At 70.6% G+C, this 26,118-nt stretch carries 22 protein-coding genes and 1 tRNA gene; 5 read left to right on the top strand and 18 right to left on the bottom strand.

Annotated features, from left to right (window positions below):
* Positions 1-117: 117 nt before the first annotated feature.
* Positions 118-834 (bottom strand): RDD family protein, encoded by a 717-nt coding sequence (locus AC07DU_RS29350; protein WP_360904675.1) that lies wholly within the window; start codon positions 832-834, stop codon positions 118-120.
* A gap of 108 nt (positions 835-942) precedes the next feature.
* On the bottom strand, positions 943-2,427 hold the full coding sequence (locus AC07DU_RS29345; protein ID WP_479114723.1) for an RDD family protein: 1,485 nt from the start codon (positions 2,425-2,427) through the stop codon (positions 943-945).
* Positions 2,428-2,707: 280 nt separating this feature from the next.
* On the opposite strand from AC07DU_RS29345, the gene AC07DU_RS29340 reads away from it, so the two are divergent.
* Entirely contained in the window at positions 2,708-3,187 is a 480-nt protein-coding gene (locus tag AC07DU_RS29340; RefSeq protein WP_479114721.1) for an SsgA family sporulation/cell division regulator, read from the top strand.
* 35 nt (positions 3,188-3,222) lie between these two features.
* On the opposite strand, the gene AC07DU_RS29335 is transcribed toward AC07DU_RS29340, so the two are convergent.
* Entirely contained in the window at positions 3,223-4,605 is a 1,383-nt protein-coding gene (locus tag AC07DU_RS29335; protein WP_360904684.1) for an FAD-binding oxidoreductase, read from the bottom strand.
* Between the two features lie 96 nt (positions 4,606-4,701).
* Between AC07DU_RS29335 and AC07DU_RS29330 the strand changes: the two genes are divergently transcribed.
* A complete protein-coding gene (locus AC07DU_RS29330; protein ID WP_479114719.1) occupies positions 4,702-6,234 on the top strand; it encodes a tetratricopeptide repeat protein in 1,533 nt (510 codons plus the stop codon).
* A 123-nt stretch (positions 6,235-6,357) separates the two neighbouring features.
* On the opposite strand, the gene hppD is transcribed toward AC07DU_RS29330, so the two are convergent.
* Complete coding sequence (gene hppD / locus AC07DU_RS29325) at positions 6,358-7,503, bottom strand: 4-hydroxyphenylpyruvate dioxygenase (protein ID WP_360904690.1); 1,146 nt, start codon at positions 7,501-7,503, stop codon at positions 6,358-6,360.
* Positions 7,504-7,644: 141 nt separating this feature from the next.
* Here hppD and AC07DU_RS29320 point away from each other — a divergent pair, with 141 nt between their 5' ends.
* On the top strand, positions 7,645-8,124 hold the full coding sequence (locus AC07DU_RS29320; protein WP_453375043.1) for an Lrp/AsnC family transcriptional regulator: 480 nt from the start codon (positions 7,645-7,647) through the stop codon (positions 8,122-8,124).
* Between the two features lie 9 nt (positions 8,125-8,133).
* On the opposite strand, the gene AC07DU_RS29315 is transcribed toward AC07DU_RS29320, so the two are convergent.
* Both AC07DU_RS29315 and AC07DU_RS29310 read right to left on the bottom strand, forming a co-directional pair.
* Positions 8,134-8,931 carry a S16 family serine protease gene (locus AC07DU_RS29315; protein ID WP_479035737.1) on the bottom strand — a complete coding sequence of 266 codons (798 nt, stop codon included), beginning with the start codon at positions 8,929-8,931 and terminating at the stop codon, positions 8,134-8,136.
* 427 nt (positions 8,932-9,358) lie between these two features.
* Positions 9,359-10,000, bottom strand: a complete 642-nt coding sequence (locus AC07DU_RS29310) for an IclR family transcriptional regulator (RefSeq protein WP_007264382.1) — start codon at positions 9,998-10,000, stop codon at positions 9,359-9,361.
* 376 nt (positions 10,001-10,376) lie between these two features.
* Here AC07DU_RS29310 and AC07DU_RS29305 point away from each other — a divergent pair, with 376 nt between their 5' ends.
* Positions 10,377-11,738 carry a hypothetical protein gene (locus AC07DU_RS29305; RefSeq protein WP_479114717.1) on the top strand — a complete coding sequence of 454 codons (1,362 nt, stop codon included), beginning with the start codon at positions 10,377-10,379 and terminating at the stop codon, positions 11,736-11,738.
* A gap of 88 nt (positions 11,739-11,826) precedes the next feature.
* On the opposite strand, the gene AC07DU_RS29300 is transcribed toward AC07DU_RS29305, so the two are convergent.
* Together AC07DU_RS29300 and AC07DU_RS29295 are read right to left on the bottom strand one after the other, a co-directional pair.
* Entirely contained in the window at positions 11,827-13,611 is a 1,785-nt protein-coding gene (locus AC07DU_RS29300) for a DEAD/DEAH box helicase (protein ID WP_360899670.1), read from the bottom strand.
* A gap of 406 nt (positions 13,612-14,017) precedes the next feature.
* A complete protein-coding gene (locus tag AC07DU_RS29295) occupies positions 14,018-15,469 on the bottom strand; it encodes an MFS transporter (RefSeq protein ID WP_479114715.1) in 1,452 nt (483 codons plus the stop codon).
* Positions 15,470-15,646: 177 nt separating this feature from the next.
* On the opposite strand from AC07DU_RS29295, the gene AC07DU_RS29290 reads away from it, so the two are divergent.
* Positions 15,647-15,718: transfer RNA gene (locus tag AC07DU_RS29290), tRNA-Cys, on the top strand.
* Positions 15,719-15,775: 57 nt separating this feature from the next.
* On the opposite strand, the gene AC07DU_RS29285 is transcribed toward AC07DU_RS29290, so the two are convergent.
* From AC07DU_RS29285 to mycP, 10 genes are all read right to left on the bottom strand, one after another.
* Positions 15,776-16,486, bottom strand: coding sequence for a hypothetical protein (locus AC07DU_RS29285; protein ID WP_479114713.1), 711 nt, complete (start codon positions 16,484-16,486; stop codon positions 15,776-15,778).
* Between the two features lie 26 nt (positions 16,487-16,512).
* Positions 16,513-18,867, bottom strand: a complete 2,355-nt coding sequence (locus AC07DU_RS29280; RefSeq protein ID WP_479114711.1) for a hypothetical protein — start codon at positions 18,865-18,867, stop codon at positions 16,513-16,515.
* 10 nt (positions 18,868-18,877) lie between these two features.
* Positions 18,878-19,306 (bottom strand): hypothetical protein, encoded by a 429-nt coding sequence (locus tag AC07DU_RS29275; RefSeq protein ID WP_479114709.1) that lies wholly within the window; start codon positions 19,304-19,306, stop codon positions 18,878-18,880.
* A gap of 133 nt (positions 19,307-19,439) precedes the next feature.
* Positions 19,440-19,985 carry a hypothetical protein gene (locus tag AC07DU_RS29270; RefSeq protein WP_479114707.1) on the bottom strand — a complete coding sequence of 182 codons (546 nt, stop codon included), beginning with the start codon at positions 19,983-19,985 and terminating at the stop codon, positions 19,440-19,442.
* Positions 19,986-20,450: 465 nt separating this feature from the next.
* On the bottom strand, positions 20,451-20,993 hold the full coding sequence (locus AC07DU_RS29265; protein WP_479114705.1) for a hypothetical protein: 543 nt from the start codon (positions 20,991-20,993) through the stop codon (positions 20,451-20,453).
* A gap of 180 nt (positions 20,994-21,173) precedes the next feature.
* Entirely contained in the window at positions 21,174-21,395 is a 222-nt protein-coding gene (locus tag AC07DU_RS29260) for a hypothetical protein (protein WP_479114703.1), read from the bottom strand.
* A 187-nt stretch (positions 21,396-21,582) separates the two neighbouring features.
* Positions 21,583-22,149, bottom strand: coding sequence for a hypothetical protein (locus AC07DU_RS29255; RefSeq protein WP_479114701.1), 567 nt, complete (start codon positions 22,147-22,149; stop codon positions 21,583-21,585).
* The gene (locus AC07DU_RS29250) at positions 22,150-24,432 is read right to left on the bottom strand and encodes a hypothetical protein (protein WP_479114699.1); all 2,283 of its coding nucleotides are present in this window, start codon (positions 24,430-24,432) and stop codon (positions 22,150-22,152) included.
* Between the two features lie 10 nt (positions 24,433-24,442).
* Positions 24,443-24,865 (bottom strand): hypothetical protein, encoded by a 423-nt coding sequence (locus AC07DU_RS29245; protein WP_479114697.1) that lies wholly within the window; start codon positions 24,863-24,865, stop codon positions 24,443-24,445.
* A gap of 61 nt (positions 24,866-24,926) precedes the next feature.
* Positions 24,927-26,118 (bottom strand): type VII secretion-associated serine protease mycosin (mycP, locus tag AC07DU_RS29240; protein WP_479114695.1); only part of this gene is annotated, 1,192 nt, incomplete at its 5' end.

Raw genomic sequence — 26,118 nt, 5'->3', positions numbered from 1 at the left:
CCTGGAGAGTAGGAGGGGGGGGGCCTCCTGGGGGGGGGGTTTGATGGGCCCCCCCAAAAAGGGGGGGGGGGGGGGGGGCGGGCCCCCCCGGGCCCGGCAAGATCCGGAAGAGACGGCCTAGGTGGCGGCCTGGACCACCACGGTCTTGGCGACCTTGTCGTGCAGGCCCTGCTTGTAGGGCTTGTCGACGAGGATCGAGACGACCAGCGCGATCGGCCACAGGCAGAAGCAGCAGATCAGCGTCGGAAGCCAGAGCACGGCGGCGCGGCTCAGGGCCGCTCCGGACTCCGGCACGGTGCCGTCGTTGAGCATCGCGACGCGCAGGCCCATCGCCTTCTTGCCGACGGTCTGGCCGTTCTTCTTGGTGAACCACCAGTCGTAACCGAGGTACGCGGCGATCGAGATGAGGGTCATGACGAGCCCGCTGCCGCTGTAGGAGCGGGTGATGACCTCGCTGACGTCCTCGCCCCGGTTCGTCTCGACCGTGTACCGGTTCGTCCCGAAGGCCAGCTGGATGAGGAACAGCGGGACGGCGACGATCAGCACGTCGATGATGCGCGCGGCGAGCCGCTTGCCGAAGTCGGCGAGCGGCGGCATCCCGGCGAGCGGATCGGGCATGCCGTAGTCGCCGCCGTACGGGTCGCCTCCACCGCCGTACGGGGGCGGCGGAGGCGGGTATCCCCCGCCACCGGGGGGCGGGGGCGGGGGACCACCGCGGCCGGGGGGCGGCGCGTCGTAGGGCGAACCGCCCGACGGAGGTGTCGGTTCCTGGGGCTTCTTGAGGAACGGGTCTTCCTCGGGCGGCTCGCCCGGCGGCGGCTGGTCGGTACTCATGGCCCGAGTCGAACCCGGCCCCGCTGACCTCGCAACGGGACCGCGTCCATCCGGGGGGGAGGGGCTCGCGCCCGGGGGCGCCGAGAGGGGTGACAGGGGCGACGGAACCTAGCGCGCCACGTACGTCTTGGCCGCCTTGTCGTGCCAGGCCTGACGGCGCGGCCGGTCCACGAGGCACCAGAGGCTGCCGGGGAGACCGAGGAACGCGTACACCAGCCAGCGGCGCAGGGCCGCGCCGAAGGCGGGCGGGCGCAGGGTGGCGGTGGCCAGCACCCGGACACCGAGCAGCTTCTTGCCCGGGGTGCGGCCCCAACGGGCGGTGGGCAGCGCCTCGTACAGGATCCCGAAGAGGAGGACGGCGCCCAGGACCAGGCCCAGCCGGCCGGCGATGGCCCCGTCGAACAGCCAGACGGTGGTGCTGCGGCCACTCGCCCGGGCGGCGTCCACCTTGGCCCGGAGGTGGGCGGTGGCCCCGGGGAGGAGGGGCAGCGCGACCGCCGCCGCGACGGCGGTGAGGACGAGCGAGTCCAGGGCGCGGGCCACGGCCCTGCGCGTCAGACCGGCGGGGCGGGCGGCCCGTTCGGCCATCCGCTCGAAGACGGCCCGGGGTGTACTGGGGGCGGCGGGGCGGGGGGCCGGGTTGCCCGGGCGGCCCTCCTCGGACCCGCGCGGCTCCCAGCCCGTGGGCCGCGGCTCCGCAGGGGCGGCCGCGCCCCCGGCGGGGACCGTGGGGCGCACTCCGGCGGGCCGCGGGGCCCACACCTCGTCCCGCGGCGCCTGGGCGGGCTGGGCGGCGGGCCGCGGGGCCGCCGGGGGCTGCGCCTCCCGGCCGGGAAGGGCCGGGGCCTGGGGCCGGGAGGGCGCCGGGGCGAGGGCCGCCGCCTCGGGCCAGGAGGACGTGACGCCGGAGGGGCCGGGGCCACCCGCGCCGGGGGCTGCGGGCCAGGCCGGGGCGGGAGCGGGGGCCTGGGCCGGCGCCGGGGCGGGTGCCTGGGCGTGGACCGGCGCCGGGGCCGGGGCCTGGGCCTGGGCGGCCGGGGAGCGCGCCGACAGGATCCCCGCCGCGGCCTGGGCGGGGAGCCGCGCGGGGGCCGCGGCGGCGGGCGTACGGGCCAGGGAGATCCCCGGCCGCGCTGACCCCTGCCCGGCCTCGGGCTCCGCCGGGCTGCCCCACGAGACCCGGTGGTCACGCGGCCCGCCGAAGCCGGCCTGGTGCACGGGGTCGGCCTGCCACGCCACGGGTTCGACGGCCGGGTCGGGCTCGGCGGCGCGCTCGGGCTCGGCGGCGCGCTCCGGCTCCCGCGCGCGTGCGGGCTCGCGTTCCCGCGCGGGCTCGCGCTCCCGTACGGGCTCCTGTTCCCGCACCGGCTCGCGTTCCCGTACGGGCTCGGGCGCTCGTGCGGGCTCCGGCAGCGCCTCGGTCACGGAGGTCTCGTCGAGGAACACCGGCCCCGTCTCCTGGGCGGGGGCCGGGCGGCTCGTGCCCGGGACCCAGGCCGCACCGTTCCAGTACCGGATGTACCCCGGGATGGACGGATCGGGGTAGTAGCCCTCGCGGGCCGCGTGCTCGCCGTCACCAGGGGAGGCCGTCAATGTCCCCAACTCCGATCGTGGCTTGAGGCTTGTGCAAGGGAGGACCATAGCCAAGAACCTCCCTCCGGCAGGTCCGGTAACGGGAGAATCCAAGCGATCGGGCGAATGCCGCTCCGGGCGGCACCCCCTGCGGCTCCCCACCACGGTCTTCAGCCAGGAACAGATTTCAGCCAATCTCCGGTTCGACGCCCGAAGTCGCGTCATACCCGGGCACACCGGCGCTCTCTGCAGGTGTGGGGCGCCATCCGGCCCCGCGCACCGAACCCGAAGCGAGGCCGTCATGCTCCACCCCGTCATCGAGCGCGAGCTGGAACTCAAGCTGGTCCTGTCCCCCGAGCGCAGCATCCCCGTCCCCGCGCGGCTCCTCTACCTGACGGACGACCCGTACGCGGTCCACATCACCTTCCACACCGGCTCCAGCGCCCCCGTGAACTGGACCTTCGCCCGCGAGCTGCTCGTCGAGGGCGTGTTCCGCCCGTCCGGCCAGGGCGACGTGCGGATCTGGCCCACGAAGACCGACGGCAAGGCCGTGCTCTGCATGGCGCTCAGCTCCCCCGACGGCGACGCCCTCCTGGAGGCCCCCGCCGGCTCCGTCTCCGCCTGGCTGGAGCGCACCCTGCGCCTCGTGCCGCCCGGCACCGAGGCCGGGCGGCTCGGCCTCGACGCGGCGCTGGCCGAGCTGCTCACCCCGAGCCTGGCCGACGACCTGTGGCTGCGCGACGCGTGGCCGTCGGACGAGACCGCGGACGGGGACCTGTGACCCGGGGCCGCCACCGCACGCCCGACGGCCCGCGGTCAGAAGAGCTTGCCCGGGTTGAGCAGCCCCAGCGGGTCGAAGGCCTGTTTGACGGCGCGCTGCATCTCCAGTCCCACCGGCCCCAGTTCACGGGCCAGCCACTCCTTCTTCAGCACGCCGACCCCGTGCTCGCCGGTGATGGTCCCGCCGAGGGAGAGCCCCAGCGCCATGATCTCGTCGAAGGACGCGCGCGCCCGCCGCGTCTCGTCCTCGTCGGCGGGGTCGAAGCAGACGACGGGGTGGGTGTTGCCGTCGCCCGCGTGCGCGCAGACCCCGATGAGTAGGTCGTGCGCTCGGGCGATGGCGGCCGTACCGTCCAGCATCTCGCCGAGCCGCGACCGCGGTACGCACACGTCGTCGATCATCGTCGCGGGCCGCAGCGCCTCCATGGCGGGCAGGGACATCCGGCGGGCCTGGAGCAGGAGTTCCGACTCCGCCTGGTCCTCGGCGGGCACGACGGCGGTGGCACCGGCGGCCGTGCACAGCTTCTCTACGGCCGCGAGGTCCTCGGGCGCGTGCGGGGTGTCGAAGGCGGCGAGCAGCAGGGCTTCGGTGGCCTCCGGCAGGCCCATCCTGCCGAGCGCGTTGACGGCGCGGACGGTCGTACGGTCCATCAGCTCCAGCAGGGAGGGGGTCAGCCCGGCCTCCATGACGGAGCAGACGGCCCGGCAGGCGGCCGCGACCGAGGGGAACTCCGCCGCGAGCGCCAGCTGCCGGGGCGGCGCGGGCCGCAGGGCGAGGACGGCCTGGACCACCACGCCGAGGCTGCCCTCGGAGCCCACGAACAGCCGGGTGAGGTCGTATCCGGCCACGCCCTTGGCGGTGCGCCGGCCCGTGCGCAGCAGGCGCCCGTCCGCCAGGACCACGTCGAGGCCGAGCACGTACTCGGCGGTGACCCCGTACTTGACGCAGCACAGCCCCCCGGACGCGGTCCCGATGTTGCCTCCGATCGTGCACTGCTCCCAGCTGGAGGGGTCGGGCGGGTAGTACAGGCCCTGTTCGGCGACGGCGCGCGAGAGCACGGCGTTGACCACGCCCGGTTCCACGACGGCGATCCGGTCGACGGCGCTGATCTCCAGGATGCGGTCCATCTTGACCAGGGACAGCACGATGCAGCCGTCGGAGGCGTTGGCGCCGCCCGACAGGCCCGTACGGGCGCCCTGCGGGACGACGGGGATGCGTAGGGCGGTGGCGGTGCGCATGACGTGCTGGACGTGTTCGACGGTCCGGGGCAGGACGACGACGGCGGGGGTGCCGGCGGCGCAGAAGCCGGCCATGTCGGTGGCGTAGGAGGTGGTAACCCCGGGGTCCGTGATCACGGCCTCGGGCGGAAGCTCTTCGAGGAGGGTCGCTCGCAGACGTGCCAAGAGATCGTCATCCATGGGACCAGCGTGGCACTCGGGGCCATCGGTGTGAACACGGCCGCGCCCGTCTTCGGACACCTCGGCGAGCTCTTCATATTGACGCACAGTGACCCCATGGACCGTATCGACGAGGAATCGCACACGCCGGCGCCGCCCGTGACCTTCACCGGCCGCAAGACGCTCGTGGCCGCCGCGGTCGCCGTGGTCCTGATCGCCGGGGCCCTGCTGATCCGGCCGGCGCGCACCGGCGACGACGCCCGCCCGCCGGGGCCGAGCGAACGGGCCGCGTCCGCGGTCGGCATGGGCGCGCCCGCGGCGGTGGTGGACCTGACGGCGCTGGTGGCGGACCGCGAGAAGTGGCTCGCGGCGCACGCGGACGACCACGCGTCGTGGTCGGTGCTGGGCGCCGCGTACCTGGAACAGGCGCGGCGCACGGCGGATTCGGGCTGGTTCCCGAAGGCGGAGAAGGCCCTGAAGCGCTCGCTGGAGGCCCACCCGGCCGAGAAGGGGAACTTCGACGCGATGACGGGCATGGGCGCACTGGCCAACGCCCGGCGGGACTTCACGACCGCGAAGAAGTGGGGCGAGCTGGTACGGGCGCAGTCGCCGCGGCGGTGGACGGCGTACCCGGTGCTCGTGGACGCCTACACCGGGCTCGGCGACTACAAGGGCGCGCAGAAGGCCATGGAGCTGCTGCTGGAGCTGCGGCCGGGCCTGGCGGCGTACGTCAGGGCCTCGCAGGTCTACCGCGACCGCGGCTGGCGCGAGGACGCGGTGGTGGCGATGGAACACGCGGCGGGGGCGGCGAAGACCCCGCCGGAGAAGGCCTACGCGCTGTTCCGGCTCGGGGAGCTGTCCTGGGAGCGCGGAGACCCGCAGGAGGCCCTGCGCCAGTACGAGGGCGCGCTGCGCGCGGATCCGGCGCACGCGCAGGCGCTCGGCGGCCGGGCCCGCGCGCTGGCCGCGCTGGGGCGCGACGGCGAGGCCGTGCGGGACTACCGGCTGGCGCTGGGGCGGGCTCCGGAGCCGCAGCTGGCGAGGGAACTGGCCGAGCTGCTGGAGTCGCTGGGGCGGGAGCAGGAGGCGCGCGAGCACTACGACATGCTGGGCGCGCTGACCGCGCGGGACGGCACCAACGGTGTCGACGACGACGTGGTGCTCGGCCTGTACGAGGCGGACCACGGTGATCCGCAGGCGGCGGTGCGGCGGCTGTCGGAGGAGTGGTCGCGGCACAAGAGCGTGCAGGTCGCGGACGCGCTGGGGTGGGCGCTGCACCAGGCCGGCGAGGACTCGGCGGCTCTGGAGTACGCGAAGAAGGCCACGGAACAGGGCCTGCGCAGCGCCGAGTTCTCCTACCACCGGGCGATGATCGAGCGCGGCCTGGGCGATGAGGCGGCGACCCGGCGCCACCTGGAGGAGGCCATGCGGACGAACCCGTACTTCTCGCCGCTGCGGGGGCCGCTGGCCAAGGAGGCGCTGGCGGCGATCGGCCAGCCGCCGCCGGGCGGCCCGGAACACCTCCAGCCGGTCACCCCGTGGGTCGAACCCGACCTCCCGAAGCCGAACGCCACACCGAAACCGGCCGCGTCCGCTTCCCCTGCCGCGTCCGCGGCCCCCTCGCCTTCCCCGTCCCCGTCCGCCCGCTGACCGTGCCGCGGCCCTCCCCTCGCGGGGCCGCGACCCGCTTCGGCGCCCTTCCGGGCAACGCCGGACCCCCCGGCAGCAGCCGGGGGGCCGGAAACAGCCTGGGGCCGGGAACGGCCCTGCGGGCTACAGGTTGCCGCGCTTCTCCTGCTCCCGCTCGATCGCCTCGAACAGCGCCTTGAAGTTGCCCTTGCCGAAGCCCATCGAGCCGTGACGCTCGATGATCTCGAAGAAGACCGTCGGGCGGTCCTGCACCGGCTTGGTGAAGATCTGCAGCAGGTAGCCGTCCTCGTCGCGGTCGGCCAGGATCTTCAGCTCGCGCAGCTCGTCGATCGGCACGCGGGTGTCACCGACCCACTCGCCGAGCGTGTCGTAGTAGGTGTCCGGGACGCTGAGGAACTCGACGCCCGCCGCGCGCATGGTGCGTACGGTCGAGACGATGTCGTTCGAGGCGAGCGCGATGTGCTGGACGCCGGGCCCGTTGTAGAACTCCAGGTACTCGTCGATCTGCGACTTCTTCTTCGCGATCGCCGGCTCGTTGATCGGGAACTTGACCTTCTTGGTGCCGTCCGCGACCACCTTCGACATCAGCGCCGAGTACTCGGTCGCGATGTCGTCGCCCACGAACTCCTTCATGTTCGTGAAGCCCATGACCTTGTTGTAGAAGGCGACCCACTCGTTCATGCGGCCGAGCTCGACGTTGCCGACGCAGTGGTCGATCGCCTGGAAGGTCCGCTTGGCGGGGGGCGCGACCATCGGCTCGACGGCGGCGAAGCCCGGCAGGTAGGGGCCGGTGTAGTCGCCGCGCTCGACGAGGGTGTGGCGCGTCTGGCCGTAGGTCGCGATGGCGGCCAGGACGACCGTGCCGTGCTCGTCCTTGACCTCGTACGGCTCGTCCAGCCCGCGGGCGCCCTGCGCGACGGCGTACGCGTACGCCGCGCGCACGTCCGGGACCTCGATGGCGAGGTCGATCACGCCGTCGCCGTGCTCGGCGACGTGCTCGGCGAGGAAGCGGCCGTGGTCCGTGGTCGGCTTGATGACCGAGGTCAGGACGAAGCGGGCGGCGCCGTTGGTCAGGACGTAGCTGGCGGTCTCGCGGCTGCCGTTCTCCGGTCCGGAGTAGGCCACGAGCTTCATGCCGAAGGCGGAGGAGTAGTAGTGCGCGGCCTGCTTGGCGTTGCCCACGGCGAAGACGACCGCGTCCATGCCCTTCACCGGGAAGGGGTCGGCCTCACGCGCGGTGTGCGGGGTGGTGTCGAGGGTCTCAGTCATGAGCGCAGAGTCCCGCCGATCCACAAGCTGCGCAATAGTTTCTTATTTGGCTATACAAAATGCCCAGTATGGCCGGAGGATGGTTGAAACATCTGTGCACTATGACCACCCTCGCGTACGGGTGGGCACCGGGAGGCGTCCATGGGCATCGACGAACTCGACGGCCGGCTCATCGTCCTGCTCGCCCGAGAGCCGCGGATCGGTGTCCTGGAGGCCTCGCGCCGCCTCGGCGTGGCCCGCGGGACCGTGCAGGCCCGGCTCGACCGGCTCCAGTCGAACGGGGTCATCCGCGGCTTCGGCCCGCAGGTCGACCCGACGGCCCTCGGCTATCCGGTGACCGCCTTCGCCACCCTGGAGATCAAGCAGGGGCAGGGGGCCGACGTACGGGCCCACCTGAACGGGGTCCCCGAGGTGCTGGAGCTGCACACCACCACGGGACACGGGGACATGCTGTGCCGGCTCGTGGCCCGCTCCAACGCCGACCTCCAGCGGGTGATCGACCGCGTGGTCGGCTTCGAGGGGATCGTGCGGGCGTCGACGGCGATCGTGATGGAGAACCCCGTACCGCTGCGGATCATCCCCCTCGTCGAACAGGCGGCCGAGGACGACGACCGGCGCTGACCCGGGCGGTCAGCAGGAGGGCGCGGCCTCGCCCCGGTTCAGCGCGCGCAGCGCGTCCACCGCGTCCGCGAGCGAGGTGACGGGTACGAGCCGCAGCCCCTCGGGCAGCTCCGACCGGGCGTCCCCGCACTCGGCCTTCGGTACGAGGAACACGCTCGCCCCGTCGCGCCGCGCGGCCTGGGTCTTCAGGGCCACCCCGCCGACCGCGCCGACCTTGCCGTCGGCGGTGATGGTGCCCGTACCGGCGATGCTGCGTCCGCCCGTGAGGTCGCCGCCGCTGCCGTCGCCGTCGAGCTTGTCGACGATGCCGAGGGAGAAGAGCAGCCCGGCGCTCGGGCCGCCGACGTCGGCGAGGTTGAGCTCGACCTTCACGTCCTTGGGGTCCTTGCGGAGGTAGCCGAGGGCGGCCTCGGCGGCGGCCGACTGCGACTTGGCCATTTCCTCCAGATTGTGCTGCTCGATCTCTTCGTCGCTACCGCCGGAGGAGTAGACGGCCTCCTTGGGCAGGACCGCCTCATCGGTCTTGAACCAGTGACCGACGAGCTCGTGCAGCCGCATGGTCGAGGACGGACCGGTGGCCCGGATGGTGGTCATCCGCAGCTCGCCCTTGGTCTCCCGGACCGGGGCCCCGGTGACGGTGATGACGGGCTTGCCCTGATCGGCCCCCAGCACGTCGGCCGTGAGCCCGGGAATGGCGACCACGAAGGGCAACGGCGCCAAGGCCGCGGCAGCGAACACCCCGACCACCGGCACAGCACAGACACCCAGGGCAACGGGACGCGACAGACGCAGGAGACGAGAGATCACCCGCCCAATCTATCCACGACCCGGCACCGTTCCAGCCCCGTGGGCGTTTGAGGCGCTCTTCCAGCCCCGCCGCACACATCAGCCCCGCCGGCGTTTGAGGCGCGGGGGTCCGGGGGCAGCGCCCCCGACAACGGCGCCGCACCCGGCACCCTTCAGCCCAGCCGGCACCCTCTCGGCCGCGCCCGGCACTCTTCCAGCCCCGCCGGCGTTTGAGGCGCGGGGGCCCGGGGGCAGCGCCCCCGGCAACGGCGCCGCACCCGGCACCCTTCAGCCCAGCCGGCACCCTCTCGGCCGCGCCCCGGCTCTTCCAGCCCCGCCGGCGTTTGAGGCGCGGGGGCCCGGGGGCAGCGCCCCCGGCAACGGCGCCGCACCCGGCAGCGCACGGCACCGGCACGGCACAGCACGGCACCCGGCACGGCCCCGCGGCCTAGCGAAGGGCGTCGGCCACCTCACGCGCCGCGTCAACCACCCTCGGCCCCACCCGCTCCGGCACCGCATCGGCCAGCATCACCACGCCGACGCTGCCCTCCAGCCCGGTGATGCCCACCAGCGGCGCCGCGGCCCCACTGGCTCCGGCTTCGAGCTCGCCGTGCGTCAGCGTGTACCCCGGCTCGATCAGCGAGCCCTGCCGGGCGGCGAGGATGGCCCGCCCGGCGGCCCCGCGGTCCAGCGGGTGGCGGAAGCCGGCCCGGTAGGCCACGTGGTAGTCCGTCCAGGTCGGCTCCACGACGGCGACGGCCAGCGCCTCGGTTCCGTCGACGAGGGTCAGGTGTGCGGTGGCACCTATGTCCTCGGCGAGGGACCGCAGCGCGGGCAGGGCCGCCTCGCGGACGAGCGGGTGCACCTGGCGGCCCAGCCGCAGCACCCCTAGCCCGACGCGGGCCCGGCCGCCGAGGTCACGGCGGACCAGGGCGTGCTGTTCGAGGGTGGCGAGGAGCCGGTAGACGACGGTGCGGTTCACACCGAGGCGGTTGGAGAGCTCGGTGACGGTCAGACCGTGGTCGGTGTCGGCGAGCAGTTTGAGGACTCTGAGCCCTCTGTCGAGAGTCTGGGAGGTTTCCGCGGTCACGACGCCCTCTCCCTCTTTCGGTGAGCGGCGGTGACTCTCTGGGTGGCACGCCGCCGGTCCCACGGCGGCGCACGGAGAGGCCGCCGGTAGCGGCCATGGCACCGGCTGCGCTCCCGCGGCGGCGCTGCCACGGTGCGTTCGATGCGGGGACAGTAGCGAGCGGGTCCGCTCAGCGGAAGAGCTCGTCCAGAATCCGGGCGCCTCCTGCCCGTTTATGCCGGTTCCTGATCGCCGCCGCTGTCATTTCGTGACCTCAATTTGCACAGGAGCCCTTTACCTTCCCATTACTCTGATCATGTTCAAAACGATGGTCATTTCGGCCCCGGGGGGGATGCGCCGTGCGCACCTGGGGCCGTACAGAGGGGGAAAAGCACCCGTGAAGCTCAAGCGCATTGCCCTGGTGGCCGCGGCCGCCGTGGTCGGTCCGACGGTCCTGATGGCCACGCCCGCGATGGCCGACGAGGTCCGCAACCCGGCGGTCACGACGCCGGACACCGCCCCCGAGGACGACACGGCGCCGGTGACCGGTGAGACTCCCGAGGCACCGCAGGCGGAGCCCGGTCAGCAGACCCCGGCCCCCGCGCCCACCCCGGAGACCGCCCCGGCGCCGGCCACGCAGACCCCGGCCGGCAAGACGGCCGACAAGGCCGCCGCCCAGGGCCCGAAGATGACCCTGACCGGGCTCCCCGCCGGGTTCACCTCGGGCGGCGACTGGAGCGAGTTCTCCCTGCACGTCGACAACTCGGGCCGCGAGGCCGTCGACGACTACTCGCTCGAACTGGTCCTCTGGACGCTCGACACCTTCGCGTGGGAGGCCGAGGACGTCCAGACGGAGATCTACGCGCCCGACTCGAAGGGCACCTGGGGCTGGCACAAGGTCCAGGCGGACGGCTCCGAGGAGGTGTACGCGTTCGCGCTCGCGGACGTCGATGTCGAAAAGAACGAGGTCTTCGACCTCAAGCTTCGGATGAAGTTCGCCAAGGACACCCCGCCGTCCCGCTTCTCCCTGTCCACCACCGCCGAGGGCGGCACCGCGGACCGCGTCCGGTACGAGTCCAAGGTCACCGCTCCCGACGACCAGGAGCTGAACAACGGCCCGAGGGTGTCCCTGCAGGGCCTGCCCGCGGGCGGCTTCAAGGCCGGGGGCACCTGGCAGGAGCTCTCCCTCGGAGTCGACAACTCCGGCAAGGAGAGGATCGACAAGTACGGCTTCGGTGTCTTCTTCGACAACAAGGGCAACACCCTCAAGGCGGAGCACCTCGACGTCGAGATCTGGGACGGCAACAACTGGGTCGCCGCGCCGAAGCACCAGTCGGGCCTGCTCGCCGGGACCATCATCGACCGCGCCGTCGGCAAGGACGCGAAGTTCGAGATCAAGCTGCGGGCCAAGTTCACCAAGGACGCCCCGGTCGGCACGATCTTCGTGGTCGCGCTGGCGGACGACCACGGCGTGGAGGGCATCTCGTCCGAGGTGGCCTTCGCCTACAGCTCGATCACCCCGGCCGGCACCGGCAACCAGCCCACCCCGGACGGCGGCGGCAGCACCACGCCGATCGTCGACGGCAACGGCAACGGCAACGGCAACGGGGGCACCGCCCCCACGACCGGTGGCCAGCTCGCCGCGACCGGCACCGACGCGGCCACCAGCTGGGCCCTCGGCGGCGCCGGCATCGCGCTGGCCATGGGTGCGGCGCTCGTCGCCGGCAACGGCAAGCGCCGCCGCCGCACCACCGCGTAGGTCCGTAGCGACGAGAACGGGGCCCGTGCGATGCTCCGCACGGACCCCGTCCGGGTCCTGTCGTCCAGTGTCCTGCCGGGCGGGGGGCTCACCGCATGCGCGTGGCCCACTCCTGCACCTTCTTGATCCGCTCGCGCAGCTGTCCCGCCGTCGCCTCCGCGCTCGGCGGCCCGCCGCAGACCCGGCGCAGCTCGGTGTGGATCACTCCGTGCGGCTTGCCGCTCTGGTGGACGTAGGCGCCCACCATCGTGTTGAGGGACTTCCGCAGCTCCAGCAGCTCCTTGTGCGAGACCACCGGCCGCCGGTCGGCCGGCAGCTCCAGCAGGTCCGCCTCCGCGTCCGGCTTGCGCCGGCTGTGCGCGATCTGGCGCGACTGCCGCTTCTGGAGCAGCATCTGCACCTGGTCCGGCTCCAGCAGCCCGGGGATGCCGAGGTAGTCCTGCTCCTCCTCGCTGCCCGGGTGCGCCTGCATGCCGAACTCGGCGCCGTCGTACAGCACCCGGTCGAAGACCGCGTCGGACTCCAGCGCCTCGAAGGACATCTGCTCGTCCTCGCCGGTGTCCTCGTCCTCCTGCCGGTTCGCCTCGTCCATCTCCTTCTCGGACTCGGCGTACGGATCCTCCTCGCCCTGCTTCTTCGGCTTGTCGAGGACGTGGTCGCGCTCGACCTCCATCTCGTTGGCGAAGCCGAGCAGGTAGGGAATGGTCGGCAGGAAGACCGAGGCCGTCTCGCCGCGCCTGCGCGAGCGCACGAAGCGCCCCACGGCCTGCGCGAAGAACAGCGGGGTCGAGATCGTCGTGGCGTACACGCCCACCGCGAGGCGCGGTACGTCGACCCCCTCGGACACCATCCGGACCGCGACCATCCAGCGGCTGCCGTCCGCACTGAACTCGTCGATCCGCTTCGAGGCGCCGGTGTCGTCGGAGAGGACGACGGTCGCCTTGCTGCCGGTGATCTCCCGCAGCAGCTTGGCGTAGGCGCGCGCCGAGTCCTGGTCGGAGGCGATGACGAGGCCGCCCGCGTCCGGGATGCCCTTGCGGACCTCGGTCAGGCGCTGGTCGGCGGCGCGCAGCACGTTCGGCATCCAGTCGCCGCGCGGGTCCAGCGCCGTGCGCCAGGCCTGCGAGATGGCGTCCTTGGTCATGGGCTCGCCGAGCCGCGCGGCGATCTCGTCGCCCGCCTTCGTACGCCAGCGCATGTTGCCGCTGTAGGAGAGGAAGATGACGGGGCGCACGACGCCGTCGCCGAGCGCGTTCCCGTAGCCGTAGGTGTAGTCGGCGGACGACCGCCGGATGCCGTCGTTTCCCTCCTCGTAGGTCACGAAGGGAATGGGGTTGGTGTCCGACCGGAAGGGCGTACCGGTCAGGGCAAGGCGCCGGGTCGCCGGGTCGAAGGCCTCCAGGCAGGCCTCGCCCCAGGACTTCGAGTCGCCGGCGTGGTGGATCTCGTCGAGGATCACCAGGGTCTTGCGCTGCTCGCAGCGGTTGCGGTGCAGCATGGGCCGTACGCCGACACCGGCGTAGGTGACGGCGACGCCGTGGTAGTCCTTGCTGAGCGGTCCGGCGGAGTACTCGGGATCGAGCCGGATGCCTATCCGCGCGGCCGCCTCCGCCCACTGCTTCTTCAGGTGCTCGGTCGGCGCGACCACGGTCACCTGCTGCACGACGTGGTGGTGCAGCAGCCAGGAGGCGAGGGTCAGCGCGAAGGTGGTCTTTCCCGCGCCGGGCGTCGCGACCGCGAGGAAGTCCCGCGGCTGGGTCTCGATGTAGCGGTCCAGCGCCCCCTGCTGCCAGGCACGCAGCGCGCTGGCGGTGCCCCAGGGGGCGCGGCCGGGGAAGGCGGGTGAGAGGTGGTGGGAGGCGGTAGTAGTCACGGTCTCCGGTTCGTGCTCTCGGCGTATCGGGTACGCGTGGCAGGCAGTCGCAGTCGTCCGTAGGACAACCGGGCCACCCTACCGGGACGGCTCCGCCCCGCGCGGAGGGACAGGCCCGTGACCTCGGGGGGTGCGGCGAGCGTCACACCGCTTCGTGCGGGGCCCGCGCCCGACGCCCGATCTGCGCCACGTCGGCGAGGCTGCCGTCACGGCAGGCTCCGCCGGCTCCAGGGCTCTGCGGCGGACTCACGCACCGCCCGGCTCACGGACCGGCGGGCTCACGGACCGGCCGGCTCAGGCACCGGCCGGCTCAGGCACCGGCCGGCTCACGGACCGGCCGACTCACGCACCGGCGGATTCACGCACCGGGCGGCTCACACACCGGCCGACTCACGGACCGGCGGACTCACTCACCGGCCGGCTCCAGGCGGGTCGCGACCCACGCGCCCACCAGCGCCACGCACGCCATGGGCAGGAACACCACCACGAACGCGCCGGGATGCGAGGTCGTCCCCCCGGCCGTGACGGTGTGCGCGGCTCCCACCGCTCCCCCGCCCAGCGCGGCGAACGCGGCGCCCCCACCCGCGAGCAGCACCACGTTCGCCAGCGCGTCCGAGATCTGCAGCGCCGCCGAATTGGCTCCCGCCTCCTGCGGCGCCGACAGCTTCAGCAGCAGCACGCTCGTGGAGCCGATGACCAGGCCCATGCCCAGGCAGCCGACCGCCCAGGCCAGCGCCAGCGTCCACACCGGCACCGACTCGATCAGCACGGCCGGCGCCGCCGCGATGGCGACGGCCACCATCACCATCCCGGCCACCATCAGCCGTTCCCGGTACGGGGCCATCCGCCCCTTCGACTGCACCCACGAGCCGCCCGCCCACGTCACACCGCCCAGCGCGAGCGAGAACCCGGCCAGGGTGGGGCTCAGCCCCCGCTGCGTGACCAGCATCAGCGGTACGAAGCTCTCCGCCGCGATGAACGACCCCGCGGCCACCCCGCGCAGCAGCACCACCGACGGCAGCCCGCGCCGCGCCAGGTACGTCCCGCGCGGCAGCAGCCCCAGGACGGCGGGCACGAGCAGCGCCACACCGGCGGCCGCCGGCAGCAGCGACCACCACCTCAGATCCTGGGCGGCGTACTGCAACAGCCCCGCCCCGAGCGAGATCCCGAAGGCCAGCCGGATCCGCCGCCGGTCGAAGGCCACGGGCGGGGCGTCGGGGTCCACCGGCCCGGACGCGGTCCGCCGGATCGCCGGCAGGGCCACGGCCAGCGGCACCACCACGAGGGCCGGTATCCCGAGGAACACCCACCGCCACCCGAGGTGCTCGGTGACGGTCCCGGAGGCCAGCGGCCCGACGATGGACGGCACCACCCAGCTGGCGGCGAAAGCCGCCATGATCGCGGGCCGCAGCCGCTCCTCGTAGGCCCGGCTGACCACCACGTACAGCGCGACGATGACCAGCCCGCCGCCGAAGCCCTGCACGGCCCGGCCGATCACGAACACCCACATGGCCCCGGCGGTCCCGGCCACGACGAGCCCCGAGGCGAACGAGGCGATGCCGACGGTCAGCGGCCGCAGCGGCCCCTGCCGGTCGGCCCACTGCCCGGACAGGACCATGCCGAAGAGGCTGGTGGTGAAGTAGGCGGAGAAGGCGAAGGCGTAGAGCGCGATCCCCTCCAACTCCCGCGCGGCGACGGGCATGGCCGTGCCCACGGCGGTGGCCTCGAAGGCGATCAGGAAAACGACGGAGATGATCCCGACGCTGAGCGTCCGGTACGCGGGCCCGAGGATCCCGGTCGGCGGCGGGGACGGGACCGGCGCGACGGTCCGGGGCACACGGGGTTCGAGGGCACTCATCGCCCCAGCGTAAGGTGCGTAGCCGCCTCTCGACCCTGTCATTTCGACGGATCCCACCCTGGTCCCGGAGACCTAGGCCTGCCCGTGTGTGAACGCGGCATGGCAGTCACATTGCGCCGCCCCCGAAACCCTTCCCGGGCCCCGCGACCCCTCGTACGGTCGTAGACATCACCACACAGCCGTGTGCCCGAGTGGTTGAGGGACTCGCCTGCAAAGCGAGTTACGCCGGTTCGATTCCGGTCACGGCTTCGCGGCGAGCCGCTCAGGGGCAGGCGCTCCCCTGGGCGGCTCTCGCCTCGTTGGACCCTAGGCACTCGGGGTGCCGCTGGGCGCCGCCCCCTCCTCCGTGTCTGACGCCGGCGCGGGCAGACCCTCGGCCTTGGAGGGCAGCCCCCCGTCGTTCACGCACCCGAGCTCCTTGGCGACGGCGAGGGCGGCGGAGTGGGTGATGGCGAGGTAGTCCGGCGTGAGGGCTGCTTCGCCCTTGCTTGCATCCCACCGCTCCTGGAACAGCACTTGGATCCGCAGAGGAATGTCTCGTGTCGAGCCGACGCGGGAGCTCACGCAGTCGTAGGTGAGGTAGACCACCTTCCGCTCCAAAGCGACCCGCACACCTCTGTAGCTCACCCCTGGGAAGTCCGCCGGGTCTCCGGCCTGCCTGCTGTAGGCAGTGAACCTCACTCGGGCAGTGGCGAGACCGGTCTCCGACGGTCTTCCAGAGATCTCGCAGGTCGGCTGGGGCATGTCCCTGATCCTCTTACCGGCCTGGTAGGCATCCTCCATCACCTGCGCAACGGCCCGGACGTCTGGATTCTTCTCCTCGTCCCGGATCTGGAACTGCGTAGATTCGAGCACTCGCTCCAGCGCTTCCCCGCCCTCGTTCGGGAAGAGCCCGCGGCAGACCTGGCTGACCGGGATCCTCGGCAGAGGCGTCGGCTGCTCCGACGATTCCGAGTCCCCGGTCGAACAGCCGACGGCCGTGGTGCCGAAGATCGCCAAGCTGACGGCCGGGCCCACCAGCGGACGCCACATTCGACTGCGGTTCACTTGACGCCCTTCGTCTGCGACTCGTGGCCCTGCTGTCGGGCGATGGAGTTGCCGGTCTCGTATCCGATGCGCATCGACTCGATGAGGTCGTTGCCTAAGTCGCTGTTGGGATCGATGTTGTGGCGCTCCATGAACTCCCGCATCGGCGCCTCGGCACTGTGCTCACCGGCCTGGAACATGGACTTGTTGCTGTCGTGCGTGTCGCCGTCGGACTTGTCCTTGTGCTTCTCCACGGCCTCGTCCGACCACTCTCCGATCACCTGTGAGGCGGCCTGCTCCACGCCTCCGCTACCGACGTCCACGGCAAGGGGGACGATGATCGCCGCCGCACCGGCCGCGGCGGCCGTGGCGGGCAGGAAGGCCACACCGGCCGCAATGGCCGCCGTGGTCCCGAACTCGACCCATGCGGACCGCTGCTCGTGCGCCTTCTCGTACTCCTCGTGCTTCTTCTCCCCGATGCCCTTCACCTGTTCCGCACGTGACTCGTCGAGGACACCTTGCACCTCGGCGGTGGTACGGATCGTCGCCCGCGCCCGCCCTTCGTCGATCTTGCCGTCGTGCTCGCCTTGGCTTTCCAACACGCTGGCGGAGTAGAGGCGTTCCGCGGTGGACACAGTGGCGTACGAGTCGGGGTGCTGCCCGAGAGCAGCGAGCAGGTCACGCGCCACCTCGCGGTCAAACTTCACATGCACCTGCTTGTCATCGTCCCGCGGGGCGAAGACACTGTGGTCAGGTTCGAGACTCATTGCGCGATTGATGTCGTCGATGTACCCGGCGGTCATGTTGCCCAGGCTGTCCGCCAGTACCTCCTGGTGCTTGAGCAGCCCCGCATCCCCGCCGTACTTCACCGCAGCCGCCTCCATGACCCGCGCCCCAGGCTCGGTTCGATGCAGCTCCGGCTTGGGATCGTCCCAGGCGTGGCCCAGAGCCGCCGCCTCCAAAGCGTGGCCCAGGGCATCGGGCATGTAGTTCCGGACCTTCTTCAGGTCGTCCGGGTTCGTTCCTTCGATGTCGATGGTGAAGTCGTACTTTTCGTTGGCGAAGAAGTCGAGGTAGCTGGTGACCGGCTTGCCCTCGGCGTCCTTCCCTAAATTGGGCCCGCCCGGCTTGACGGTGCCGTCCTGGTTGTACGCAGGCGGTCGCGGTTCACGCTCGGGGTCGAAAAACTGGGCCGATGCCTCCGGGCTGTGACCCATCGCCTCCAGGAAGCTGACCACCGGGTCGTAGCCGGCGCCGTTGACCCCGGACGGGTTGAACAAGTTTCTGCCGTACCCGTTGATGTGGCGGGTCGAGTTGAAGAAGTCCGGGTCCTTGGCGTGGATCTGGGTGGCGTGGTCGGCGATGGGGACCAGGAACTTGGGGTCGTAATTCCCGTACCGCATGATGCCGCCGAGCAACTGGTACCCGTACGGCGGGTTCTGGTCGTACTTGGCGAGCGGAATGTGCTGGGTGCCCAGCTTGCGCAGCTCCTGCGCGTAGCTGTCCGGCAGATGGGGCGCGCTCGTGGAGTTGGTGGCGGTGGCCAGGTTGAGGCCCAGGTTCTTCTGGAGTTCTTGAACGTCCTTGAGCCGCTGCTCGTCGAGCTTGGAGTAGTCGTACGTATCCGTGGACATGTAACCGAAGAACTCAAGGGCGCCCTTGGGGCCGAGCGTCTCGTAGAAGTCCTTCGAGAACTCCGGCACCTTGGCGTTGTCCGCCAGCAGCTCGTTCAGCTCGACGAGTTCGCCGTGGCTGAGCTGTCGCCCCTTCTTCGCGAGGTCGACGGCGCGGCCGGCCTGCTCTGCGTCGAGGCTGCCGTACTTCGGTCCGCTGAAGTCGTGGGCGTCGGTGACGTTGGCGCCCAGCATCCGGGCGAGCGATTGGTCGACGTCATCGCAGTTGTCGATGATGGCGTCGACCTTCTGCTGCCACAGCCCGCGGTTCTCGCGCAGGGACTGCTGGTAGTCGGGGTCGTGCCGGGCCGCGTTCCGCTCCGCCTCGGTCGCCGGCGGAATGGCGGAGACACGCCCGGACGCGTCCACTTGGAAGCCGGCTGCGGGAGCCTCCTCCGTGGCGATCTTCTGTAATTGCTCCTTGGACGACTTGAAGACGGCGAGGCCCTCGGTCAGGGCCTTGTGGATGCCCTTGGCCGCTTTGGCGGCGTCCTCGAACTCCTTGGCCGTCTTGTCGACGAACCCCCGGGCCACGCCCGCGGTGACCCCGCTCCACTCCGCCTTGTCGGACTTGGCCTTCATGCCGTCGCGAGCGGCCTCGGCCATCTCGTCCAGCTTGCCCGCCATCGCCGTCCAGTCGGTGACCGCCGTCTGGAGCTTGTCCACAGGTGCGTGCAATACGTTCTCGTACGTCAGCATGCCCCGGCCCCTACCTCAGGTACTTGTCGATCGCGGACGCGGTGAAGTCTGCGTGGAGCTGCTGCTCGTCCTTGGCGTGGGAGGAGAGGGAGTAGTTCAGACCGTTGGAGATGTTGGCGCAGGCCGCCACAAGGGTCTTCACCTGACTCTCCCAGGTGGTGTTGACCTTGAGCAGCGCCGCCCCGCTCGCGAAACCCTCCTTGGTGAGGGCACTGGCGGCCTCCGCGGTGGAGGTGGCGGCGTGCTTGCCGTCCGTCTGCAGGCGGGCGTGCAGCTTGTACGCCTCAGAGCCGATCGCACCGATGTGGTCCTGGTTCAGTTCCAGCCCACCGCCGCCGCCTCCGCCCACACCCGGATCGGCCGGGGCCTGATTGAGCCGCATCGAGACATTGGCCGCGGCCGTGGCGCGAGCCGCCGACCATTCTTCGTCGAACGACATCGCGTGCACTCCCCAGTCAGATCCGGTCAGGTCCGGTCAGCAGGTCGAGCTGGTCGTGCTGCCAGGTCGCTACGTCGTCGGCCCGGTAGTCGGAGTCCCGCCCCCCTGAGTGAACGGCTGACCGGTCAAGGCGTCACGGCGGACCGCACTGGTTCTGCTGCTTGGTGATCTCGAGGTACTTCGTCATGAGCGCCGTGAACAGCGCCCGCCAGGTGCCGGCCTTCATGTTCTCGACGGAGCCGCTGAGCCCCAGCTCCAGCTCGAAGGAGTCCTTGTCCCCTTTGCAGGTGAGGGCGACGCGGGCTCCCGTATCCCACACGATCCCCTTGTCGCCGAGGGGAAGCGAATCCGGCGCGGGCGGGTCGGCCTGGGGCCAGATGAAGCTTTGTCCCAGGGGCTGGCGCGTGGCAATGACGAGGACCCGACGCTTGCCATCGACGTCGACGCTGCACGTGACTGCGCGGCGCGACGCGGTCAGACGGGCATCGGCCGGGCCGGATACTTCCACGGTCTCGCCGTAGCCCATCAGAGGCTCCAGGTCGGAGCGGGTGAAGACGCCGAAGCAGGTGCGCTCCGGCAACTGTGGGGCCGCGGCCTTCTTCTCCTCGCCGCACCCGGTCAGCGCTGCTGCCGCGACCAGCGTCGCGGCGAGTACGCGGGGGGTGACAGCGTTACGCATCAGGAGACGCCGTTCGATGTAACGACGTGACTGCGGCCGACGGCGCGGGCGTTTTCCGTCTCCGCCGACGCAAGCCCCGCGAGGGCATCGATGCTCCTCTGGCTCAGGCGGGAGTGATGCCGCATCGAGAGATTGGCCGTGACCCTAGCGCGAGCCGCCGACCACTCTTCGTCGAACGACACCGCGTGAACTCCCCAGTCAGATCCGGTCAGGTCAAGCAGGTCGGGTAGGTCGGGTAGGTCGTTCGGGTCGTGCTGCTAGGTCGCTTCGTCTTCGACCAGGTAGTCGAGGCGTTTCGCTCACCTGGTCGTCCCGCCGCTTACCCGGAGCGTGCGCACCTGCGCCCACAGCCCCCGTCCCGCACGAGCCACGCCTCCTGATGACCGGCTGACGGGTCACGGCGTCACGGCGGGCCGCCGGGGGATCGCGCTACCCCGGGCGGCCTTCGTAGCGGTCAGTCGGTCTTCATCCACACTGGTTCTGCTGCTTGGCGAACTCCAGATACTTCTTCATGAGTTCGCTGAACAGCGGGCGCCGCTCGTCGGGCTTGATCTCCTCCGCCGAGCCATCGATCCACAGCTTCAGCTCAAAGGCATCCGTGGGGCCGTGGCAGGTAAGGAAAACTGCCGCCCCTCCGTCCCAGACCTTGCTGTTCTCCGCGAAGGGAAGCGCCTCCGGCTTCTGCAGGTCGAGTGAGGGAGCCCAGAAAAAGTGCTGCCCCACTGGCAGGCGCTCCGCCAACGCGCTGAAGCGGTGCTGTCCGTCGACATCAATGGTGCAGATCGCGCTCTTCCGCTCCGCGGTCAGCCTGACGTCGGCCGGGGCATCCACTCGCACGTCCTCGCCCGTGCCCATGAAGGGCTCGAGCTCGGTCGGAGTGAAGGCGCCGAAGCAGGTGGACGCAGGCAGCTTGGCCGCAGCAGACTCCTTGCTGTCCGAGCAGCCAGCCAGCAACGCCGCTCCTGCCGTGATGGCGACGGCCAGACGAAAGCGGTCGGCACGGAACATCAGGATCCGCCTTTCGAGGTGACGACGTGGCCGCGGCCGCCGACGTGGGCGCTCGCCGTCTCCGCCCACGCAAGCCCCGCGAGGGCATCGATGCTCCTCTGGCTCAAACCCGTCCCCTGCGCAGCCTTGCAGACCGATTACTCAGCCGACAGGCCGGCCTCCAGCTGTGCCTGCGTGTGCTCAGGCCGCCACGAGGGTCTTCACCCGGCTCTCCCAGAGCGTGTTGACCTTGATCAGCACCACCCCCCGCTGGCAAAGCCCTCCTTGGTGAGGGCACTGGCGGGCTCCGCAGTGGCGGTGGCGCCCGTGCTTCCCGTCCGTCTGCAGGCGGGAGTGACGCCGCATCGAGACATTGACCGTGACCGTGGTGCGAGCCGCCGACCACTCTTCGTCCAACGACATCGCGTGAAGTCCCCAGTCACATCCGGTCAGGGCAAGCAGGTCGAGCTGGTCGTGCTGCCGGGACGCTTCGTCGTCGGCCCGGTAGTCGAGGTACCGCCCCCTGGATGAACGGCTGACCGTCAAGGCATCACGGCGGGCGGCCGAGGGATCGCGCTTACCCGGGCGGCCTTCGCCGCGGTCAGCCGGTCTACATGCCGCACTGAGTCTGCTGCTTGGCGTAGTCGACGTACTTCTTCATGAGCTCGGAAAGCACCCGGCGTGAATCACTGGCCTTTTCGCCGTCAACGGATCCACTCAGCCACAACTCCAGCTCGAAGGCGTCCGTGGCCCCCTCACAGGAGATACCTGCGGCAGCCCCTGTGTCCCATACCTTGCCGTCCTTCATCGAGGGGATCGGCTCGGGCTTCACCTTCTCCAATGGCCATTGGAACCCTTGCCCCCGGGGGTGCCGCTTCGCCCAGGCGAGCACGCCGCTCTTCCCGTCAACGTAGACGTTGCAGGTCGCGCCGGGCCGTTGCGCGCTCAGCTTGAGGTCGGCCGGAGAGTCAACGGTGACCTCGTCTCCGTAGCCCAGCAAAGGCGCCAGATCAGAGGGAGTGAACGCACCAAAGCATGTGGTCTGAGGCAGCTGCGAAGCTGCCGACGGCTTCTTCTCCTCGGCGCACCCCGATAGCAACAGGGCCGCTACAGCAGGGCCGGCTGCGAGTACGAGCAGGTTGCGGGTACGGGCGACACCGGCACCAGCACTGGGCATTCAGGAGCTCCCCTTAGACGAATCAACCAAGTCACGGCCAACGCTGTATCCGTTGGTCGTCTCAGTTCCCGCGATCCCCGCCAGGGCACCGATGGTCCGCTCAGTCATACCGGTACCCTCCGCCGCCTTGCGCACGGAGGCCGCGGCCGATGCCCCTGCCGCCTGCTGCGCATCGACGTAGGCGGCCGCCGCGGCCTGGTCACTGTCAGCGGTCTTCTTCACGATGTCCTTTTTGGCGCCTTCGACCACGCTCTCTGTGATGTCTTCCTGAAGCCATTCCACGATGTCGCCGGCCAAGGGCACCATTTCCAGGTACTTGCCACCGGCTGCGCTGATTCCGCGGTTGATCCACTTCGCATTATCCTCAACCCCCTTGACGTATTCCTCCTGCTTGTGACCGTTCTCGGCGTACACGCCTTCGGTCCGCGCCTCGGAAAGAATGCCTGCGATTTGACCGCCCGGATGCACTGCAGCGTGGATCGCCGCATCCAGGTCGTCGTACTCGCTGCGGTGGGCGATGACGTCGTTGATGAGCGTCGTGGTGAACGCACGCTGGGAGTTGGTGATCGCCCCGTAGGCGTCCGGGTCCTGCCCGACCGCTCCCAGGAAGGAGGCCATTTGAGACTTGTCGAAGTCGGCCATCACTCCATTGGCCTTGATCAGCCCACTGTTGTTTTCCGCGGAGGCCTGGATGTCCGGCATGTACTCCGCCGCCATCTGTCCGAAGTGCCCGGACAGTCCGTTCAACGGGCCATCCGGGTCCTTCGGGTCCGCGTCGATCAGTTCGGGCTTGTCGCCGATCTTCTCGACGATCCGTTCCATGACGGCCGCCATCTCCTTCGTGTGCGCGACCGGCGGGGAGTCCTCGTCGCCGGGGCTGCGATGGGAGACCGCCGCCATCAGCGCGTCGCCGAGTGCCTGCTGCGCCGGGTGCAGGTCGCTGGTCCTCGACATGTCGAAGCTGTCCATGTACGGCTTCTTGTCGAGCATGTAGTCGACCATGCCCCGGGGCTGGCCGTGCTGACCCTTGACCGGCTTGTCGTCCTTCGTGACGATGCCGTCCTTGTTGGTGTCCTCGCGGACCGGCTCGTTGAAGAGGGCCGTGGACGCGTCCGGGTTGTTGGCGAGCGCCTCCATCAGCCCCGTCAGCGGGTAGAAGCCCCGGCCGTCCTTGCCCTGGCTGAGGACCGATTCCATGCCGTACGGGGTGTGGAACTCCCAGGCCTTCGGATCCTTGCGGTCCATGGCGATCATGTCGCGGCCGACCGAGGTCAGGAACTCCGTGTCGTACTTCCCCTCGCGCAGCAGCGCGCCGAGGGCCTGGTAGCCGTAGATCTGCCGCACCCCGCCGAAGACGTCCATCTCCTTGCGGCCGGCCTTCATCAGCTGGGTCGTCCAGGCCGCGTCGAGGTGGTTCGGGACGTCCTTGTGGGTGGCGAGGCCGAGCATCGCACTCATGTCGCTCTGGATGTTCGCGACCATGAGTGCGCGGTCCTTGCCCGCCTGGCCGAGGCTCGTCGCGTCCAGGGACATCTTGGAGTACATCTCCAGGGTGCCCTCGGCCCCGATCGTCCGGTAGAAGCCCGTCGAGAACTCGGGGTCCTCGCGGTTGTCGTCGAGCAGTTCCTCCAGCTCGCGCAGCGCCTCGGGGTTGCGCGCGGTGCCGCCTTCGCCGGTGACCTTCTTCATCAGGTCGGCGGCGCGCGCCGCCTGCTCGGCGTCAAGGGTGTTGAACTTCGCGCCGCTGAAGTCGTGTTCGTCCGTGACGTTCGCCTGGAGGGCGCGGACCAGGGAGTCGTCGGCGTCCTGGGCGTCCTCGACGGCGCGGTTGATACGGGACTGCCAGGCGTTGCGGTTCGCGTTCAGAGACTGCTGGTAGTCGGGGTCGTGCCGGGCCGCGTTCCGCTCGGCCTCGGTGGGCAGCGGGATGGCGGAGACGTGCCCCGTGGCATCCACCTGGAAGCCGGCCGCCGGGGCTTCCGCAGCGAGCTTCTTCAGTTCGTCCTGCGCGGCCTTGAACGTCGCGTGGGCGTCGGCGAGGAGCAGGTGCATGCCCTTGGCCGCTTTGGCGGCGTCCTCGAACTCCTTGGCCGTCTTGTCGACGAACCCCCGCGCCACGCCTGCGGTGACCCCGCTCCACTCGGCCTTGTCGGACTTGGCCTTCATGCCGTTGCGAGCGGCCTCGGCCATCTCGTCCAGCTTGCCCGCCATCGCCGTCCAGTCGGTGACCGCCGTCTGGAGCTTGTCCAGCGGTGCGTGCAATACGTTCTCGTAAGTCAGCATGCCCCGGCCCCTACTTCAGGTACGTGTCGATCGCGGACGCGGTGAAGTCTGCGTGAAGCTGCTGCTCGTCCTTGGCGTGGGAGCTGAGGGAGTAGTTCAGACCGTTGGAGATGTTCGCGCAGGCCGCCACAAGGGTCTTCACCTGGGTCTCCCAGGTGGTGTTGACCTTGAGGAGTGCCGCCCCGCTGGCGAAGTTCTCCTTGGTGAGCGCGCCTGCGGCTTCGGCGGTGGAGGTGGCGGCGTGCTTGCCGTCGGTCTGGAGACGGGTGTGGAGCTTGTACGCCTCCGAGCCGATCGCGCCGATGTGGTCCTGGTTCAGCTCCAGACCACCGCTACCGCCGCCGCCTGGATCGGCCGGGGCCTGATTGAGCCGCATCGAGACATTGGCCGTGGCCGTGGCGCGCGCCGCCGACCATTCTTCGTCGAACGACATCGCGTGAACTCCCAAGTCAGTTGCGGTCAGATCATGCAGGTCGAGCTGGTCAGGCAGGTGCTCAGCGGTTGCGGCGCACGACGACCACGGTCACGGCTCCGCCGATGAGTACGCAGGCTCCCAGGCCCAGGGCAATCCAGGGGAGGGAACTGCCGCTCTTCTTCACCTCCGCCTTGGGAGCGGGCGTGGACGCCGCCGAGCCGGAGGCCTTGCCATCCGGGGAGGCCGAGGGCTTCTTGGCCGCGTCCGCCGCCGCCAGGTCGGGCAGCGGGTAGACGTCCGCCGGACCGGGGTCGCCGGGCGTCTGCAGTGCGACCCGGGGGCTGACAACGCCGTAGCCGACGTAGTCGTTGCGCTGGGAGCCGTCGACGGGCTTGCCGGCGGTGTTCAGCAGGACGCGGAGAACCTGGTTGTTGGTCCACTCGGGGTGGGCGGACCAGAGGAGGGCGGCTGAGGCGGAGGCGAGGCCCGAGGCGTCACTGGTGCCGTGGGTCTTGCACAGCCCCGTCTTGCCCGTGCAAGCCGTGACGATGTCCATGCCAGGCGCGGCCATGTCCACCTGGGGACCGTGCTGCGACTCCGGGGTCGGCTCGCCATTGGCATCTACCGCGCCTACGCCGACCACCCCAGGGGTCGCCCCCGGGTACTCGACCTCGTTGAGCTTGTCCCCGGAATTTCCTACGGCGGCGAAGATCAGCTTCCCCTTCGAGAGCGCATACTTCACCGCTTCGGCCCGCGCTAGATCTGCTTCGGGCTTGCTGTTGATGCCGAGGGAGATATTGATGACCTTGGCATCCGAGTCTGCCGCATACCGGATGGCAGCAGCCCACGATGGAGTTGCCATTTCAGTGTTAGAAACGCGGAGGGGGAGGATCTTTGCCTCAGGTGCAAGTCCGTAGCTTCCGTCGCCGCTCGGATGTTTTCCCGTTCCGGCGATGATGGCGGCCATGCCTGTGCCGTGCGTACTGTTGTCAGCACGCCCGTCGCCACCCTTGGGCGTGAAATCCTTGCCAGGGACAATCTGTCCTTCCAGCTCGGGAATTTCCTTGATTCCGTCGTCGATTACCGCGACGGTGACGCCCTTCCCCTTGCTGATTTTCCAGATCTCGTCGGCCTTCATGGCGTTGAGATGCCATTGCTGCGACCGAATTGTCTCGGCGTGGGCCGGGGTCGCGGCGACCCCGGCCAGCAGCAGACCCACCAGGGCCGAGGTCGCCTTACGCATGCGCATCCCGTGCAACGTCCGTTCTGCT

The organism is Streptomyces sp. NPDC045695 (assembly GCF_056432025.1).
The sequence above is the reverse complement of the archived record's forward strand: the minus strand, read 5'-3'. Positions and strand labels throughout refer to the sequence as shown.

Bases quoted from the DNA above. Each gene is read 5' to 3' on its own strand.
- AC07DU_RS29350 (WP_360904675.1), bottom strand. From the start codon at position 834: ATGAGTACCGACCAGCCGCCGCCGGGCGAGCCGCCCGAGGAAGACCCG.
- AC07DU_RS29340 (WP_479114721.1), top strand. From the start codon at position 2,708: ATGCTCCACCCCGTCATCGAGCGCGAGCTGGAACTCAAGCTGGTCCTG.
- AC07DU_RS29335 (WP_360904684.1), bottom strand. From the start codon at position 4,605: ATGGATGACGATCTCTTGGCACGTCTGCGAGCGACCCTCCTCGAAGAG.
- AC07DU_RS29330 (WP_479114719.1), top strand. From the start codon at position 4,702: ATGGACCGTATCGACGAGGAATCGCACACGCCGGCGCCGCCCGTGACC.
- hppD (WP_360904690.1), bottom strand. From the start codon at position 7,503: ATGACTGAGACCCTCGACACCACCCCGCACACCGCGCGTGAGGCCGAC.
- AC07DU_RS29320 (WP_453375043.1), top strand. From the start codon at position 7,645: ATGGGCATCGACGAACTCGACGGCCGGCTCATCGTCCTGCTCGCCCGA.
- AC07DU_RS29295 (WP_479114715.1), bottom strand. From the start codon at position 15,469: ATGAGTGCCCTCGAACCCCGTGTGCCCCGGACCGTCGCGCCGGTCCCG.
- AC07DU_RS29280 (WP_479114711.1), bottom strand. From the start codon at position 18,867: ATGCTGACGTACGAGAACGTATTGCACGCACCTGTGGACAAGCTCCAG.
- AC07DU_RS29275 (WP_479114709.1), bottom strand. From the start codon at position 19,306: ATGTCGTTCGACGAAGAATGGTCGGCGGCTCGCGCCACGGCCGCGGCC.
- AC07DU_RS29270 (WP_479114707.1), bottom strand. From the start codon at position 19,985: ATGCGTAACGCTGTCACCCCCCGCGTACTCGCCGCGACGCTGGTCGCG.
- AC07DU_RS29265 (WP_479114705.1), bottom strand. From the start codon at position 20,993: ATGTTCCGTGCCGACCGCTTTCGTCTGGCCGTCGCCATCACGGCAGGA.
- AC07DU_RS29260 (WP_479114703.1), bottom strand. From the start codon at position 21,395: ATGTCGTTGGACGAAGAGTGGTCGGCGGCTCGCACCACGGTCACGGTC.
- AC07DU_RS29255 (WP_479114701.1), bottom strand. From the start codon at position 22,149: ATGCCCAGTGCTGGTGCCGGTGTCGCCCGTACCCGCAACCTGCTCGTA.
- AC07DU_RS29250 (WP_479114699.1), bottom strand. From the start codon at position 24,432: ATGCTGACTTACGAGAACGTATTGCACGCACCGCTGGACAAGCTCCAG.
- AC07DU_RS29245 (WP_479114697.1), bottom strand. From the start codon at position 24,865: ATGTCGTTCGACGAAGAATGGTCGGCGGCGCGCGCCACGGCCACGGCC.